Origin of the sequence: Mesorhizobium sp. M0340 (assembly GCF_040321535.1) — a bacterium.
Taxonomy (GTDB): Bacteria; Pseudomonadota; Alphaproteobacteria; order Rhizobiales; family Rhizobiaceae; genus Mesorhizobium.
The window spans coordinates 43,104-57,132 of record NZ_JAMYRR010000018.1 but is presented as its reverse complement, the minus strand read 5'-3'; the positions used below and the strand labels follow the sequence as shown (position 1 = coordinate 57,132).

The window sequence follows — 14,029 nt, the reverse complement described above, 5'->3', positions numbered from 1 at the left end:
GATATGGTCGAAAAGGCGGATGAACCACACCGAAACGGCCCCGCTTGATCACATCACGGGTCCACGACCTCATTTGCCATGAAGCGAGGGAACCAGGATTCGTGGGCGGCGGTCAATTCGCTGACCGGTATCGCACGCGCCTCGCCCAGCTTCAATTCGCTGCCGCCGGTCGAGCCGATCCACGGTGCAAAAATGCCGAGTTTGCTTTGTTGTTCGCGAATGGCGTCCCATTCCTCGCTCTGCGGATCGATCGACAGCGTCAGCAGGTAGCGGCCCTGATCCTCGCCGAACCAGACGGGGATCGGATCCGTACCGATCAGGCCGGGAATGGTCGCGCCGATGCTGGAGGCCATCGCCATCTCGGCCAGCGCCACCGCGATGCCGCCGTCGGAAACGTCATGCGCCGCGGTAACGACACCGGAGCCGATCAGCGCCCGCACATGGTCGCCGACCCGCTTCTCGTGATCGAGATCGACCGGCGGCGGCGGGCCGTCGGCGCGGCCATGGATGTCGCGCATATAGGCGGACTGGCCAAGATGCGTGCCCCACATGGTCGGCGCGCCGACCAGCACGATCATCTGGCCTTCGGCGGCAAAGCCGATCCGCACCATTTTCGACCAGTCGGCAATCAGCCCGACGCCGCCGATGGTTGGTGTCGGCAGGATGCCTTGGCCGTTGGTCTCATTGTAGAGAGAGACGTTGCCGGAGACGATCGGAAAGCCAAGCGCCCGGCAGGCATCGCCGATGCCTTTCACGGCACCAACCAGCTGGCCCATGATCTCCGGCCGTTCCGGATTGCCGAAATTGAGGTTGTCGGTGGCCGCGAGCGGCAGAGCGCCGGTGGCGGTAAGATTGCGCCAGCATTCGGCAACGGCCTGTTTGCCGCCCTCGTAAGGGTCCGCCTCGCAATAGCGCGGCGTCACGTCGGAGGAGAAGGCGAGCGCTTTGGTCGGGTGGCCATCGACGCGCACCACACCGGCGTCGCCGCCGGGAAGCTGCAGGGAATTGCCCTGGATCAGCGTGTCGTACTGCTCCCACACCCAGCGGCGCGAGGAAAGGTCCGGTCCCCCCAGCAGCTTGAGCAGTGCGTCGGCCACATCGGCTTGAGGTGCATCGCCGGCCAGCGGCGCCGGCTTCTTCGGTTCGACCCAGGGACGGTCATATTCCGGCGCCTGGTCGCCGAGATCCTTGATCGGCAGGTTGGCAACCTCGTCGCCCTGGTGCAGCACGCGGAAGCGCAGATCGTCGGTGGTCTTGCCGACGATGGCAAAGTCTAGGCCCCATTTGTGGAAGATCGCCTCGGCCTGTTTTTCCTTTTCGGGGCGCAGCACCATCAGCATGCGCTCCTGGCTCTCCGAAAGCATCATCTCATAGGCGCTCATGCGCTCTTCACGCACCGGCACCTTGTCGAGATCGAGCTCGATGCCGAGGTCGCCCTTGGCGCCCATCTCGACCGCCGAGCAGGTGAGGCCGGCCGCACCCATATCCTGGATGGCGATAACGGCGCCGGACGCCATTAGTTCGAGGCAGGCTTCGAGCAGGCATTTTTCGGTGAACGGATCGCCAACCTGCACGGTGGGGCGCTTCTCGTCGATCTTGTCGTCGAACTCAGCCGAGGCCATTGTGGCGCCGCCGACGCCGTCGCGGCCGGTCTTGGCGCCGAGATAGACCACCGGTAGGCCGACGCCCTTGGCCTCGGACAGAAAGATTGCGTCTGTCTTCGCGAGGCCCGCGGCAAACGCATTGACCAGGATATTGCCATTGTAGCGGGCGTCGAAATTGACCTCGCCGCCGACCGTCGGCACGCCGAAGGAATTGCCATAGCCGCCGACGCCGGAAACGACGCCGGCAACGAGGTGCCTTGTCTTGGGATGATCCGGCGCGCCGAAGCGCAGCGCGTTCATCGCCGCGATCGGTCGCGCGCCCATGGTGAAGACATCGCGCAGGATGCCGCCGACGCCGGTCGCAGCGCCCTGATAAGGCTCGATATAGGAGGGGTGGTTATGGCTCTCCATCTTGAAGACGACGCAGGCGCCGTCGCCGATGTCGACCACACCGGCATTCTCACCCGGGCCCTGGATGACTTGCGGCCCGGTGGTCGGCAGCGTGCGCAGCCACTTCTTCGAGGATTTGTAGGAACAATGCTCGTTCCACATCGCCGAAAAAATACCAAGTTCGGTAAAGCTCGGTTCGCGCCCGACCAGGTCGAGGATGCGCTGGTACTCGTCGGGCTTCAGCCCGTGCGCGGCAATGAGTTCAGGAGTAATCGGCACGGAATTGGAAATGGTCATGATCGGCAATTGTGTCCTTGAGATCGAGTCCCGTCTTATCGCAAGCTTTGCAGCCGATACACCCCGTCGGATGACTAAAACGATGGAAAGCAACAGCTGACGGCAAGTAGCGAAAGATCGCCACTCGACCCGCCGGTTTCAAGCCGGTTCAGGAAAAGCTGTCGTAGCCGGCGCGGCCCTCGTCCAGAAGCCGCCGGATCACCGCGACGCCGTGCGCGATATCGTCCCGCTGTCGCGGCTGCGAGATGCCAAACCGCACGCCATGAAAGGCCTGTTCGGAACGCCCTGCCTTGAACTCATCCTCGTCGTCGATGAGCACGCCATGTTCGAGGCAAGCCTGTTTGAAGGTGCCGGACAGCCACGGGTCGGGCAAAGTGAGCCAGACGAACGGCACATTGTCCAGCGCCTTGAAGTCGAAGCCGTCGAGTGTCTCGCGCACGATCGCGATGCGCGCACCGATCTCGGCAATGCTGCGCTTGCGCATCTCGGCGGCCTGACCGGACAGCACCAGCCGGCTGCCCACCTCCGCCAGCAGAAAGGGCAGGCCGCCCGTCATCATCTTATGGGCGACCCGGATGCGGTGACGGTAGGCCGGCGGGCAAGCGAGCCAACCGCCGCGAACACCCGCCGCGACCGATTTCGACAGGCCGCCGGCAACGATGGTCCGTTCGGGAGCATATTCGGCCATTAAAGGCGTTGGGTCATCGGTCAGTCCACCATAGAGATCGTCCTCGATCAGGACGACGTTATATTGACGGGCGACATGCGCGATTGCTTCGCGGCGCGATGCCGACAGCGTTGTCAGCGTCGGGTTCTTCGCCGTCGGCATCAAAAAAATCATCTTCGGATGCTTTTGTGCGCAGACGCGCTCGAAATCCTGGGGATCTATGCCCTCGTCGTCAGCCGCCACCAGCGCGGTCCGGCGACCGATCAGGCCGGCACTGCGGGAGATCTGCGAATAGGTGAGGTGCTCGAAGACGACATAGTCGCCGGGGGCGGTGAGTCCCGCAATGGTTGCCATCACCGCGGCGTGGGTGCCGAGCGTGGGAACGATTGCATCCGCCGCCGGGCGATAGGAATTGCGCGACAACCAGCGCCTCCCCGCTTCCAACCAGCGGTCCGGGAAATCACGAGTATAGCTTGAAATCTCATGCGGATGGTCTTGCGCCGTGCGTGTCAACACGTCGGCGACGATGGCACCCTGGCCGACATCCGGTGCGGCCGTGCTATCGAAGCGCAGCTTGTCGCCGGGCGCATCCATATAGCGTGTGCCTTGTTCGACCGGCCCCAGGAAATCCGGCTTTGCGCTCTCCGACTGTTGAGCGATAACATAGGTTCCGCGGCCGACCTCGCCGCTGACCAGTCCCCGCTCGCGCAGCAATTGATAGGCCCTGCCGACCGTGCCGACGGTCGTGCCGATGTCGTATGCCAGATCGCGCTGCGGCGGCAGCTTTGCCCCTGCACCGATCAGGCCGCGGTCGATGTCCGTCTCGATGGAATCGGCAAGCCGCTGATAGAGCGGGCCGGTGCGGGCGGTCAGGTCCGGAAGCCAAGTTGTCATGGTGACAATTTTTTACATTGCACCGAAATGGGAGTCAATACATATGAAGCGGGCCGCACGAAAGGCACAATTGCAATCTTGGCAGAAAGACAATGGGTACAATAGAGACAATCCGCTACGCGGCAGTTGAATTGACCGGAAGCCGCTCGTCGGGCCGGAGATCCTATGTTCGCCGGATCGTGCAAGTGGTCACGTCATTCGTCCGATGGATCGATGGTCTGCTGGAGCGCCGGCGCAGTCGGCTGGTCCTGCTGGAGATGACCGACGATCAGCTCAAGGACATCGGTATCTCGCGCTGCGATGCCCATCGTGAAGGTCTAAGGCCGTTCTGGGACTGATGCGTTCGAGCGCTTCAGCGGACGCTCGCCGTCCTGAGCCGCGCGACGCCGCGGTCCACAAGCACCGCCACAATACATAGCACGAGAAAAAGCCCCGTGATGGCCACGGCCGAGACGGCGACGCTGGTCGCGCCGTTCTTGGCGACGTTGAGGAACGGGTAGGGCACTTCGCCCGATATTGGCGCCCGCGCCAGTACATAGGCCAGATACGCGATCGGATAGATCATCCACCAGGAGATGTCACGCCACCGCGTCGAGCCGTCGGCGCCCGCCACAAGCCACCACAGCACGAACAACACCGGCGTCACATAGTGCAAGAGCACATCGCAGAGCAGGAACAGCCCTCGCGGCTGCCAAAGCTGCGCCAAGACCGTTGCATAAACGATGAGAACCAGCGTTATGGCGACGGCTACGCCCGCCCGCATCCGTGGGGCGGCAAAAGCCGGAAACCAGGCATAACCCGCTGACGACAGCAACGAGGCATGGACGAGCACCGCGCCGATATTGGTCAGGATGGTGAAGAAGCTGAAATAGAAGACCAGCGAGCCGACAAAGCCGCGGCCGGCTTCCATTGATGCCGGGACGGTGATGCAGAGCTGCAGGACGAGCCCGGCCAGGCCGACGACCAGACCGGTGATCTGCAGCAAGCGACCCATTGGGCTAGGCAGCAGCAGCGCAGGCCGGATTGCCCGCCTGCCAGCGGGCAATGTCCGAGCCGATGCGGGCGCCGAGCGGTTCCGACATCAATGGGCCGAACACGTCGACGCGGCTCGAATTGCCTTGCGCCTGCACGACCAGCAACGGCTTTCCGCCATAGTGTTTGGCCGGCACCAGCAGGAAGCGCGGCGTGCCGCTGAACGAATTCAGTTCGTTGGCCATCTGGTAGGATTTGAACGCAGGGTCCTTGCTGGCGATCCAGCATTTGTGGGCAGCTATTGCCACCTGCTCCATGGCAAGCAGTGACGCGCTCTTGCCCGCCGGCGCTGGCGTGCTCTTCGGGCCTGACTGGCAGGAGGCGAGTACAAGACCGGCGGAAGCGGCGAGGGCGAGGCGGGCCAGTGTCGATCGCATGGTCAAGCGGCGCCCATCTCGAGTTCGGACAGAAAGATCTTCAGACCGTCTGTCATCTCACCCCAGACGCGCGACAGCGCCGGATGCTGCAAGGCGATTTGCTCATAGGCATCGAATTTCGGATAGGCATCAAGCAGGTCGGGGCGGCCGATCGTCGCCCTAAAATTGTTGAAGACGAAGCGGGTCGGCGTCAGCCACGCATCGGCGAATGAGATGTCGTCGCCGAGTGCAAACGGGCCATGCGCCATGCGGGCCTCGATTGCCGCAAGCCCGTGATGCAGTCGGGCGAACTGTGCCTTGATCTCGGCCTCGTTGCGCTGCGGCACGAAATAGAGCTCAAACAGCTTCATGGTGGGGGCGAGCACGTCAAGGTCGGTGATGCGAGCGAACATGCGCACCAGTGCCCGGTCCTTCGAATCCTTGGGCAGCAGCGCTGGCTCGGGAAAGCGCTCCTCCAGATATTCGGCAATCACCACCGATTCGACGATCGTTTCGCCCGAGCCGGTGATCAGCACCGGAATCCGGTTCAGCGGCGAGATGGCACGAAATGCCTCGGGGATGGGAAACCCAGGCGGCGGTGCAATGACCTTCAGCGGCACGTTCTTGATGTAGGCCAGCGCCCGCACGATCGACGAATAGGGCGACAACGGCCGCGAATAGAGTTTCATGACCGTCGCTCCAGGAGGAAAATTGAAGGCATCAAGCGGCGATGCCCAAGGCGCTTTCGAACAGCGCCCGGCCGTCGCTGCCGCCATGCGCCACTTCGATCAGGTTCTCGGGATGCGGCATCAGGCCGAGCACGTTGCCGCGGCCGTTAACGATGCCGGCAATGTCGTTGATCGAGCCGTTGGGATTGGTGCCTTCGGCATAGCGGAACACCACCTGGCCTTCGCCTTCGAGGCGGGCCAAAGTTTCGGCGTCGGCAAAATAATTGCCGTCATGGTGCGCCACCGGCGCGCGGATGATCTGGCCCGGCTGGTAGCGGCGGGTGAACATCGTGTTGGCATTGGCGATCTGCAGCTTCACCTGGCGGCAGACGAATTTCAGCGAGGTGTTGCGCATCAAAGCGCCCGGCAGCAGGCCGGCCTCGACCAGGATCTGGAAGCCATTGCAGACGCCGATGACCATGACGCCCTTGGCTGCCTTTTCGGCGACAGCCCGCAGTACCGGCATGCGCGCGGCAATGGCGCCGCAGCGCAGATAATCGCCAAAGGAAAAGCCGCCGGGAATGGCGATCAGGTCGACATCGGGAATTTCGGTGTCCGTCTGCCAGACGGTGACCGGCGGCGTGCCGGAAATCTTGGTCAGCGCCGCGATCATGTCGCGGTCGCGATTGAGGCCGGGGAGCAGGACGACGGCTGATTTCACCTCAGGCGATCTCCACCGCGTAATTCTCAATCACCGTATTCGCCAGAAGCTTGTCGCACATGGCTTTCAGATCGGCCTCGGCCTTGGCCCTGTCGCCCTCGGCAAGCTCGACATCGAAAACCTTGCCTTGCCGCACCTGGCCGACGCCGCCGAAACCCATTGCGGACAGCGCATGCTCGATTGCCTTGCCTTGTGGGTCTAGCACGCCGTTCTTGAGGGTTACGGTAATGCGGGCCTTGATCACGCTGGACATGCTCCTGTTCACCTGTTGAGCGGGCAAGCCATCAGTGCGGCTTGCCTTTGACGCCGTCGGTCGATGCGACCAGCACCGGCCCGGCCGGACGCGGCGGTTCGTTCTCGTTCATGATGCCGAGGCGGCGGGCAACTTCCTGATAGGCTTCGACCAGCCCGCCCATGTCGCGGCGGAAACGATCCTTGTCGAGCTTGTCCTGCGTCGCCACATCCCACAGCCGGCAGGAATCCGGCGAAATCTCGTCGGCGACGACGATGCGCATCATGTCGCCTTCGAACAGGCGGCCGCATTCGATTTTGAAATCGACGAGCTGGATGCCGACGCCCATGAACAGTCCGGAAAGGAAGTCGTTGACGCGAATGGCCAGCGCCATGACATCGTCGATCTCCTGCGGGCTCGCCCAGCCGAAGGCGGTGATGTGCTCTTCCGAGACCATCGGATCGTCGAGCGCATCGGCCTTGTAATAGAATTCGATGATCGAGCGCGGCAGCACGGTGCCTTCCTCGATGCCGAGACGCTTGGCGAGCGAGCCGGCGGCGACGTTGCGCACCACCACTTCGAGTGGGATGATCTCGACTTCCTTGATCAGCTGCTCGCGCATGTTGAGCCGGCGGATGAAGTGGGTCGGAATGCCCATCCGGTTGAGATGATTGAAGATGTGCTCGGAAATGCGGTTGTTGAGCACGCCTTTGCCATCGACGATTTCATGCTTCTTCTTGTTGAAAGCGGTAGCGTCGTCCTTGAAGAACTGGATCAGCGTGCCAGGCTCCGGTCCCTCATAAAGGATCTTGGCCTTGCCTTCATAAATGCGGCGGCGATTTTTCATCTGATTTTTCTCTGGATTTGCGGGCAGGCGGCAAGCGACCAGTTCCTGTCCGTCTGCCTAAAATAAGATGGCGACGGTGGGGTTCAATGCCGGTGTCTATCCCAATCGCACTGTTTGCTCAATCGGCAAATCCTTTCAATCAACCGCTTTCGGGGACCGAAATGCCGCAGCGCAGCAAGCAATGTAGCATATTGACCGGCCGGCGCCCTTTTGGTTTGTGCTCCGGCAACACATATTGGCACGACGAATCGGATTTCACGGAGGGATGCCATGAGCAGCATGAAAGACCGCGAAGAGGGCTTTGAGCGCAAATTCGCATTCGACGAGGAACTTCGGTTCAAGGCAGCGGCACGCCGCAACAGAGCGCTCGGCCTGTGGGCTGCCGAAAAGCTCGGCAAGTCAGGCACCGATGCCGACGCTTATGCCAGGGAAGTGGTCGTCAGCGACATTGAGGAAGCCGGCGATCACGACGTTTTCCGCAAGATACGCAAGGATTTCGATGCGGCGGGCATTGACCAGTCGGACCATCAGATCCGCCGCACCATGGATGAATTGATGGCGCAGGCGATCGAGCAGATCAAGAACACCTGATCCTTCTCGATACCGATCGAATGCTGGACCAATCGACCGCTCGGCCCAACCGGGCGGTTTTTCTTTGCCTTTGCGGTCATTTCCGGCTGAATTGTTGCAACCAAAGAGGAAATCGCCAATGTCCCTGAAGTCACGCCTTGCGGCCGACGAGACACTGTTCACCGCATGGTCAGGCGTGCCGGATGCTTTGACGGTCGAGATACTGGCCAGACAAGGATTCGACGCGGTTACGCTCGACATGCAGCATGGTGGCCATCACGAGGACAGCGTGCTGCGCGGGCTTGTGCCGGTGCTGGCCGCCAACAAGCCGGCTTTGGTGCGCATCCCGGTCGGCCGCTTCGACATGGCCAGCCGCGCGCTCGACTTCGGCGCCGAGGCTGTGATTGCGCCGATGGTGAATTCAGTGGCGGACGCAAGGCTGTTTGCCGCCGCCATGAAATACCCGCCGCTCGGCGAGCGCTCCTGGGGCCCCACCTATGCCTTTCCGCGCCATGGCAAGGGTGATCATGCCGACTGGCTGCGCGACAGCAACCAGCGCACCATGGCGTTCGCCATGGTCGAAACGCGCGCCGCGCTTGCTGCACTCGACGGCATTCTCGACACGCCGGGTATCGACGGGATCTTCCTCGGCCCTTCGGATTTCTCGATCGCCTGGTCGAAGGGGACCACCGTCAGTTCGACGCTGGAGAGCATGATGGAGACCGTCGCCTCGATCGCCGAGCGCACCCGCAAGGCCGGCAAACATGCGGCGATCTATGTGATGGAACCGGCCATTGCCGGTCGTGTGGTGTCGATGGGTTACCGGCTGCTGGCGATGGGTTCGGAGCATTCGCTGATTTCGCTTGGGGCAAAGACCCTGCTGAGCAGCGTCAGGGATTCGATCGCTTCCTAAAGATCCGTCAGGAATTTCGCGAACGTCATCGAACCTTCGGGCCAGGGGCCGAAGCCGGAATCCGCGTTGAGATGACCGGCATCGCCGGCGTCGATGAACAGCGAGCCCCACGCCGCGGCAATGTCCTCGGCGACGCCGAAGGCGCAGAACGGGTCGTTGCGGCTGGCGATCACCACCGACGGAAATGGCAGAGGATCGCGCGGATAGGGACCGAAGGTCATCAGGTGCCTCGGCTTTATCTTTGGATTGGCGACATCGGGCGGCGCCACGAAGAAAGCGCCGGCGACCGGTCGCTCGAACCGAGACAATGCCTGGATGACCGCGGCGACGCCAAGCGAGTGAGCGACAATGACGACCGGCCGCTCGGCCTCGTTAACCGCCTTGGCGACACCGGCCGTCCAATCCTCGCGCACCGGCTTCGACCATTCCGTCTGTTCGACGCGGCGCGCTGTCGATAGTTTCGACTGCCAGCGGCTCTGCCAATGATCGGGGCCGGAATTGGTGTAGCCCGGCACGATGAGAATATCTGCTTCCCTGACTTTCATGGCGCGCATGTAGCGAGAGGCGCTGTCGGGTGCAACCGGGTATAAACGCAACAGCGACACGCAAACGGCCTCTCATGAGCCCGGTTCTGCCCGCTATTGTGAACACCATGTTCGCTTCTTGCGCTCTTGTGTGAACGATAGCGATCGACGATCTGTCGCCAGGAAAGAATGGCTGTTCCGAGATTTTTGGCACGGACACGGCGTAGAATGATTGATGGCGCCGGATTCCTCCTTGGAAGCTTGTCGAGCGCCGGCTGAACGGAGCACTTTGATGAGCGAACTGCCTTTTGCCGCAACGACCCCGGTCAGCGTTGCCCGCGTCGGCTTGCGGGCGCGCGATGCAGAAAATCTCGCTGCCTACTATCGCAAAGTCGTCGGTTTGCAGGAACTGAGCCGCGCCGGCGGCACGATTACGCTCGGCGCAGTCAATCGCCCTTTGCTCGACATCGAAGCGGATCCGGCTGCGAAACCCGATGACCCGCGCAGCGCCGGTCTTTTCCACACCGCCTTCCTGCTCCCTAGCCGGGCCGATCTCGGCCGCTGGATCAACCACGCCATCGCGGGCAAGATTGGCATCGAGGGCGCGTCCGATCATCTGGTCAGCGAGGCGCTTTATCTTACCGACCCGGAAGGCAACGGCATCGAGATCTATGCCGACCGCCGCCCCCAGGATTGGAAATGGAATGGCGACAAGATCGCGATGGCGACGGAGCGGCTGAACATTCCGTCGGTCATTGCCGAAGTGCCGGCCGGTGACGTCGGCTGGCAGGGCGCGCCGGAAAACAGCATTATCGGCCACGTCCATCTGCGGGTCGGCCGACCGGAAGAAGCCGAAGCATGGTGGCATCAGGAGTTCGGTTTCGACACCGCGGCAAAATACGGTGGCGCGGCGGTATTCTTGTCGTCCGGCGGCTACCATCACCACATTGGCGCAAATGCGTGGCAGAGCGCGGGTGCCGGCCGCCGCGATCCCGCCCGCTCCGGCTTGGCCTGGGTCGAGATGCGTTCGGACAATGTGGCTGATGCAACGACCCGCGAGGATCCGTGGGGCACGGTGATCAGGACCGTTCCCGGCAAGGCGTAGTTCGGTTAGAGCTTCGCCTTTTCAAGCAAGCGGCCAAGCATCAGCAGGCCCGCCGGCCACAGGCCGAGGCCGGCCTCGTTTCCCATATGGCCGAGATCGCCGGCATCGGCGATATCCGCGCCCCAGGCTGCGGCAAAAGCGGTCGCCTTGTCGAAAGTGACGCGCGGGTCGCTGCGGCTCGCCACCACCAATGCCGGGAAGGGCAGGCGCTTCAGCGGCATCGGCGCGAACGGGCGCACCGCGTCGAATGAGGGATCGGTATCCTCGACATTGGTCGCGGCAACCAGGAATGCCGCCGCGACCTTGTCGAGTTGGCTTTGACGGGCGCCGGCAGCCCACTTCACCGCCGTCGCCACCGCCAGCGAATGCGCAAGTAGCACGACGCGGCGCGGTGCGGCGGCCACCGCGGCATCCACCTGGCCGATCCAGTCCCCAGGCTTAGGCCGGTCCCACTCGGCCTGCAGCACGCGGCTCGAATTGGGGAACACCCGGCACCAATGCGACATCCAATGATCCGGCCCGGAGTTGCCGCGCCCGGGCAGGGCAAGGAAATCGAAATCTCCGGCCGACGAAATCATCAGGCCTCTCCAAACACTCGGCTAAAGATCGTATCGACGTGCTTGGTATGATAGCCCAAGTCGAATTTTTCGCGGATCTCGGCCTCGGGCAGGGCAGCGACAACGTCCTTGTCGGCCAAAAGTTCCTCAAGAAAATCAGCGCCTTGCTCCCACACCTTCATCGCGTTGCGCTGCACCAGCCGGTAGGCGTCCTCGCGCGAAACGCCAGCTTGCGTCAGCGCCAGCAGCACGCGCTGCGAATGCACAAGGCCACGGAATTTGTTCATGTTCTTCAGCATGTTGTCGGGGTAGACGAGCAGTTTGTCGACAACGCTGGTCAGCCGTGAGAGCGCGAAATCGAGCGTCACCGTCGCGTCGGGCCCGATCATGCGCTCGACCGAGGAATGCGAGATGTCGCGCTCGTGCCACAGCGCCACATTCTCCATTGCCGGCAATGCGAACGAGCGCACCATGCGGGCAAGGCCGGTTAGATTCTCGGTCAGCACCGGGTTGCGCTTGTGCGGCATCGCCGACGAACCCTTCTGGCCGGGTGAAAAGTACTCTTCTGCTTCGAGTACCTCCGTGCGCTGCAGATGGCGCACCTCGATCGCCAGCCGCTCGATCGACGAGGCGATCACGCCGAGCGTGGCGAAGAACATCGCGTGGCGGTCGCGCGGGATCACCTGCGTCGACACCGGCTCCGGCTTCAGTCCGAGTTTCTTGGCCACGTATTCTTCGACATATGGATCGATATTGGCGAAGGTGCCGACCGCGCCCGAGATGGCGCACGTGGCGATGTCCTCGCGTGCGTGCACCAGCCTCTCGCGGCAACGCGAGAATTCGGCATAGGCCTGCGCCAGCTTGACGCCGAAGGTGGTCGGCTCAGCATGGATGCCGTGGCTGCGGCCGATGGTGATGGTGTCCTTGTGCTCGAAGGCGCGGCGCTTGAGCGCCGCAAGCAGCCCGTCAATGTCGGCCAGCAGGATGTCGCTGGCGCGGGTGAGCTGCACGGCAAAACAGGTGTCGAGAACGTCGGAGGATGTCATGCCCTGGTGGATGAAGCGGGCATCCGGCCCGACGAATTCGGCAAGATGGGTGAGAAAGGCAATGACGTCATGCTTGGTGACGTGCTCGATCTCGTCGATGGCTTCGACATCGAATTTCGCCGCCCCGCCTTTCTCCCAGATGGTCTTAGCGGCCTCCTTCGGGATGATGCCGAGTTCGGCCAATGCGTCGCAGGCATAGGCCTCGATCTCGAACCAGATGCGGAACCGGGTTTCGGGCGACCAGATGGCCACCATTTCCGGCCGGGAGTAGCGAGGGATCATCAGTCGGTCCTGACTTGCGAGAGCATTTGCCCGCGTCCTAACAGAGGCAGGCAAAATGCTCAACGTTGCTGGCGCGCAAACCAGACACTGGCGACAGCGAGCGCAATGAAACCGAGCGGAAAATACAGCCGGATGCCAAGGACGACGAACTGGTAGAGTGCCGTCAACATCGTGAACACGAACTGGAAAACCCAGGTGATGGTGAACGCGGGCGCATGCCACTGGACATAGTAGGAGCGGTATTGCAGTCCAAAGAGGCCGCCGGTGACGATAATCGTCGCTGCGAGAAGGCAGACGAAGGCGGCGGCGAGGGCGATCTCCCAGTGCCGCCCGAGCGAGACGAGCCGCGCCAGGAACAGCCCAATCGGGAAAGCGAGCGCACCGCCGGCTGCATAAAGCAGCGAGACGAAGCGGATCTTTGCCGGGGTCTCCCAATCGTACTGCAGCAGATTGAGCAGCGCGCTTGCGCCCATCGCCATGGCCCACAGCAAGGCACCGGCAAATGCCGTGCGCAGCGACGGCAGAGCGCGGCGGAGACGATGCAGGGCGCGATAGCGCATGGCGGGGAACGTCACAGGCGACCGGTTACCGCAATCCAGCGATAGTCCGGCCCTTCGAACCCGTATTGGCGCACTGCGATCAGCACGGCATAGGCGCTGAGGCTATCCAGTGAAAATGTCTGAACCGCGCCGATCTGGTAGCCATTCGGACAGCCTCTGCTTTGCGGGATCGATTTGTCCTCGTGAATAATGCTCGTCTGACCGCCGTCCTTCGCCTCGACGCGCAGCAGGCGAAAGCCATTGATCTCGCCCTGGCTCTGGCAGCGCTCGGTGTCATTCATGCCGATCTGGTCGAGCCGGAACTCGAGCGGCTCGTCGACCGGCGAAAAGATCGGGCGCGGATTGACCACCATGCGGAAGGGATCGGCAGAAAGCTCGGTCACCGGGTTGAAGCCGGCGGTGATGCCGCGATTTGCCTTCAGTTCCGCCTGACTGACGATCGCTTCGCCCTTTTGCCGGGCCTGCAGCCGCGCCGCGTCCACCGCGGCATTCTCGTCGTCGAGCCGGACACGGATCGGCGAGCCCTTCAGGAAACTGTCGTCGGCCGTGTCGATATAATAGCGGTTTGCATAGGGAAATCCCGATCCGTCCTGGACGCCGTATTCCTCGAAGGCAGAGACCCCGCCATCGCGGCTGAAGCCGAGGATCTCAAGCTCGGCGACATCGCCTGCGTGGGCGGCGGCCAAAGTTGCAAGCTGGGCAAGCAGGCAGACGGCAAACAGAGCAAGATTTCGCATGGGGAATTCCATTCAGGCGGTCGACGC

17 protein-coding genes are annotated in these 14,029 nt (G+C 62.6%); 4 read left to right on the top strand and 13 right to left on the bottom strand.

The window, feature by feature from the left end:
* Positions 1 to 53: 53 nt before the first annotated feature.
* Both purL and NKI79_RS23510 read right to left on the bottom strand, forming a co-directional pair.
* Complete coding sequence (gene purL, locus NKI79_RS23515; protein ID WP_352804903.1) at positions 54 to 2,291, bottom strand: phosphoribosylformylglycinamidine synthase subunit PurL; 2,238 nt, start codon at positions 2,289 to 2,291, stop codon at positions 54 to 56.
* A 148-nt stretch (positions 2,292 to 2,439) separates the two neighbouring features.
* Positions 2,440 to 3,852, bottom strand: coding sequence for an aminotransferase-like domain-containing protein (locus NKI79_RS23510; protein WP_352506428.1), 1,413 nt, complete (start codon positions 3,850 to 3,852; stop codon positions 2,440 to 2,442).
* 92 nt (positions 3,853 to 3,944) lie between these two features.
* Between NKI79_RS23510 and NKI79_RS23505 the strand changes: the two genes are divergently transcribed.
* A complete protein-coding gene (locus tag NKI79_RS23505) occupies positions 3,945 to 4,190 on the top strand; it encodes a DUF1127 domain-containing protein (protein ID WP_352738039.1) in 246 nt (81 codons plus the stop codon).
* A 14-nt stretch (positions 4,191 to 4,204) separates the two neighbouring features.
* Here NKI79_RS23505 and NKI79_RS23500 read toward each other — a convergent pair whose 3' ends face one another.
* The 6 genes from NKI79_RS23500 to purC are packed head-to-tail and all read right to left on the bottom strand — an operon-like array spanning position 4,205 to position 7,708.
* Positions 4,205 to 4,846, bottom strand: coding sequence for a Pr6Pr family membrane protein (locus NKI79_RS23500; RefSeq protein WP_352804900.1), 642 nt, complete (start codon positions 4,844 to 4,846; stop codon positions 4,205 to 4,207).
* Positions 4,847 to 4,850: 4 nt separating this feature from the next.
* The gene (locus tag NKI79_RS23495; protein WP_352477366.1) at positions 4,851 to 5,261 is read right to left on the bottom strand and encodes a hypothetical protein; all 411 of its coding nucleotides are present in this window, start codon (positions 5,259 to 5,261) and stop codon (positions 4,851 to 4,853) included.
* 2 nt (positions 5,262 to 5,263) lie between these two features.
* Positions 5,264 to 5,929, bottom strand: coding sequence for a glutathione S-transferase family protein (locus NKI79_RS23490; RefSeq protein ID WP_352477367.1), 666 nt, complete (start codon positions 5,927 to 5,929; stop codon positions 5,264 to 5,266).
* Between the two features lie 31 nt (positions 5,930 to 5,960).
* Positions 5,961 to 6,629, bottom strand: coding sequence for a phosphoribosylformylglycinamidine synthase subunit PurQ (gene purQ / locus NKI79_RS23485; protein ID WP_352477368.1), 669 nt, complete (start codon positions 6,627 to 6,629; stop codon positions 5,961 to 5,963).
* Between the two features lies 1 nt (position 6,630).
* Positions 6,631 to 6,873, bottom strand: coding sequence for a phosphoribosylformylglycinamidine synthase subunit PurS (gene purS, locus NKI79_RS23480; RefSeq protein ID WP_352477508.1), 243 nt, complete (start codon positions 6,871 to 6,873; stop codon positions 6,631 to 6,633).
* A gap of 40 nt (positions 6,874 to 6,913) precedes the next feature.
* Positions 6,914 to 7,708 (bottom strand): phosphoribosylaminoimidazolesuccinocarboxamide synthase, encoded by a 795-nt coding sequence (gene purC, locus NKI79_RS23475; RefSeq protein ID WP_023674725.1) that lies wholly within the window; start codon positions 7,706 to 7,708, stop codon positions 6,914 to 6,916.
* Between the two features lie 270 nt (positions 7,709 to 7,978).
* Here purC and NKI79_RS23470 point away from each other — a divergent pair, with 270 nt between their 5' ends.
* Both NKI79_RS23470 and NKI79_RS23465 read left to right on the top strand, forming a co-directional pair.
* Positions 7,979 to 8,299 carry a DUF1476 domain-containing protein gene (locus tag NKI79_RS23470; RefSeq protein ID WP_254817651.1) on the top strand — a complete coding sequence of 107 codons (321 nt, stop codon included), beginning with the start codon at positions 7,979 to 7,981 and terminating at the stop codon, positions 8,297 to 8,299.
* A gap of 118 nt (positions 8,300 to 8,417) precedes the next feature.
* Positions 8,418 to 9,191: an HpcH/HpaI aldolase family protein gene (locus tag NKI79_RS23465; protein ID WP_352506422.1), complete on the top strand. Its 774-nt coding sequence runs from the start codon at positions 8,418 to 8,420 to the stop codon at positions 9,189 to 9,191.
* Here NKI79_RS23465 and NKI79_RS23460 read toward each other — a convergent pair.
* Positions 9,188 to 9,736, bottom strand: coding sequence for an RBBP9/YdeN family alpha/beta hydrolase (locus NKI79_RS23460; protein ID WP_352477510.1), 549 nt, complete (start codon positions 9,734 to 9,736; stop codon positions 9,188 to 9,190). The genes NKI79_RS23465 and NKI79_RS23460 overlap by 4 nt on opposite strands.
* A gap of 271 nt (positions 9,737 to 10,007) precedes the next feature.
* Here NKI79_RS23460 and NKI79_RS23455 point away from each other — a divergent pair, with 271 nt between their 5' ends.
* Entirely contained in the window at positions 10,008 to 10,820 is an 813-nt protein-coding gene (locus tag NKI79_RS23455; RefSeq protein ID WP_352804894.1) for a VOC family protein, read from the top strand.
* A 5-nt stretch (positions 10,821 to 10,825) separates the two neighbouring features.
* On the opposite strand, the gene NKI79_RS23450 is transcribed toward NKI79_RS23455, so the two are convergent.
* The 4 genes from NKI79_RS23450 to NKI79_RS23435 are packed head-to-tail and all read right to left on the bottom strand — an operon-like array spanning position 10,826 to position 14,002.
* Positions 10,826 to 11,398, bottom strand: coding sequence for an RBBP9/YdeN family alpha/beta hydrolase (locus NKI79_RS23450; RefSeq protein ID WP_352649170.1), 573 nt, complete (start codon positions 11,396 to 11,398; stop codon positions 10,826 to 10,828).
* Positions 11,398 to 12,705 carry an adenylosuccinate lyase gene (purB, locus tag NKI79_RS23445; protein ID WP_352804892.1) on the bottom strand — a complete coding sequence of 436 codons (1,308 nt, stop codon included), beginning with the start codon at positions 12,703 to 12,705 and terminating at the stop codon, positions 11,398 to 11,400. The genes NKI79_RS23450 and purB overlap by 1 nt, the downstream gene beginning before the upstream one ends.
* 59 nt (positions 12,706 to 12,764) lie before the next feature.
* A complete protein-coding gene (locus NKI79_RS23440) occupies positions 12,765 to 13,265 on the bottom strand; it encodes a hypothetical protein (RefSeq protein WP_352804889.1) in 501 nt (166 codons plus the stop codon).
* A gap of 11 nt (positions 13,266 to 13,276) precedes the next feature.
* Positions 13,277 to 14,002, bottom strand: a complete 726-nt coding sequence (locus tag NKI79_RS23435; RefSeq protein ID WP_352804886.1) for a DUF2259 domain-containing protein — start codon at positions 14,000 to 14,002, stop codon at positions 13,277 to 13,279.
* Positions 14,003 to 14,029: the final 27 nt, after the last annotated feature.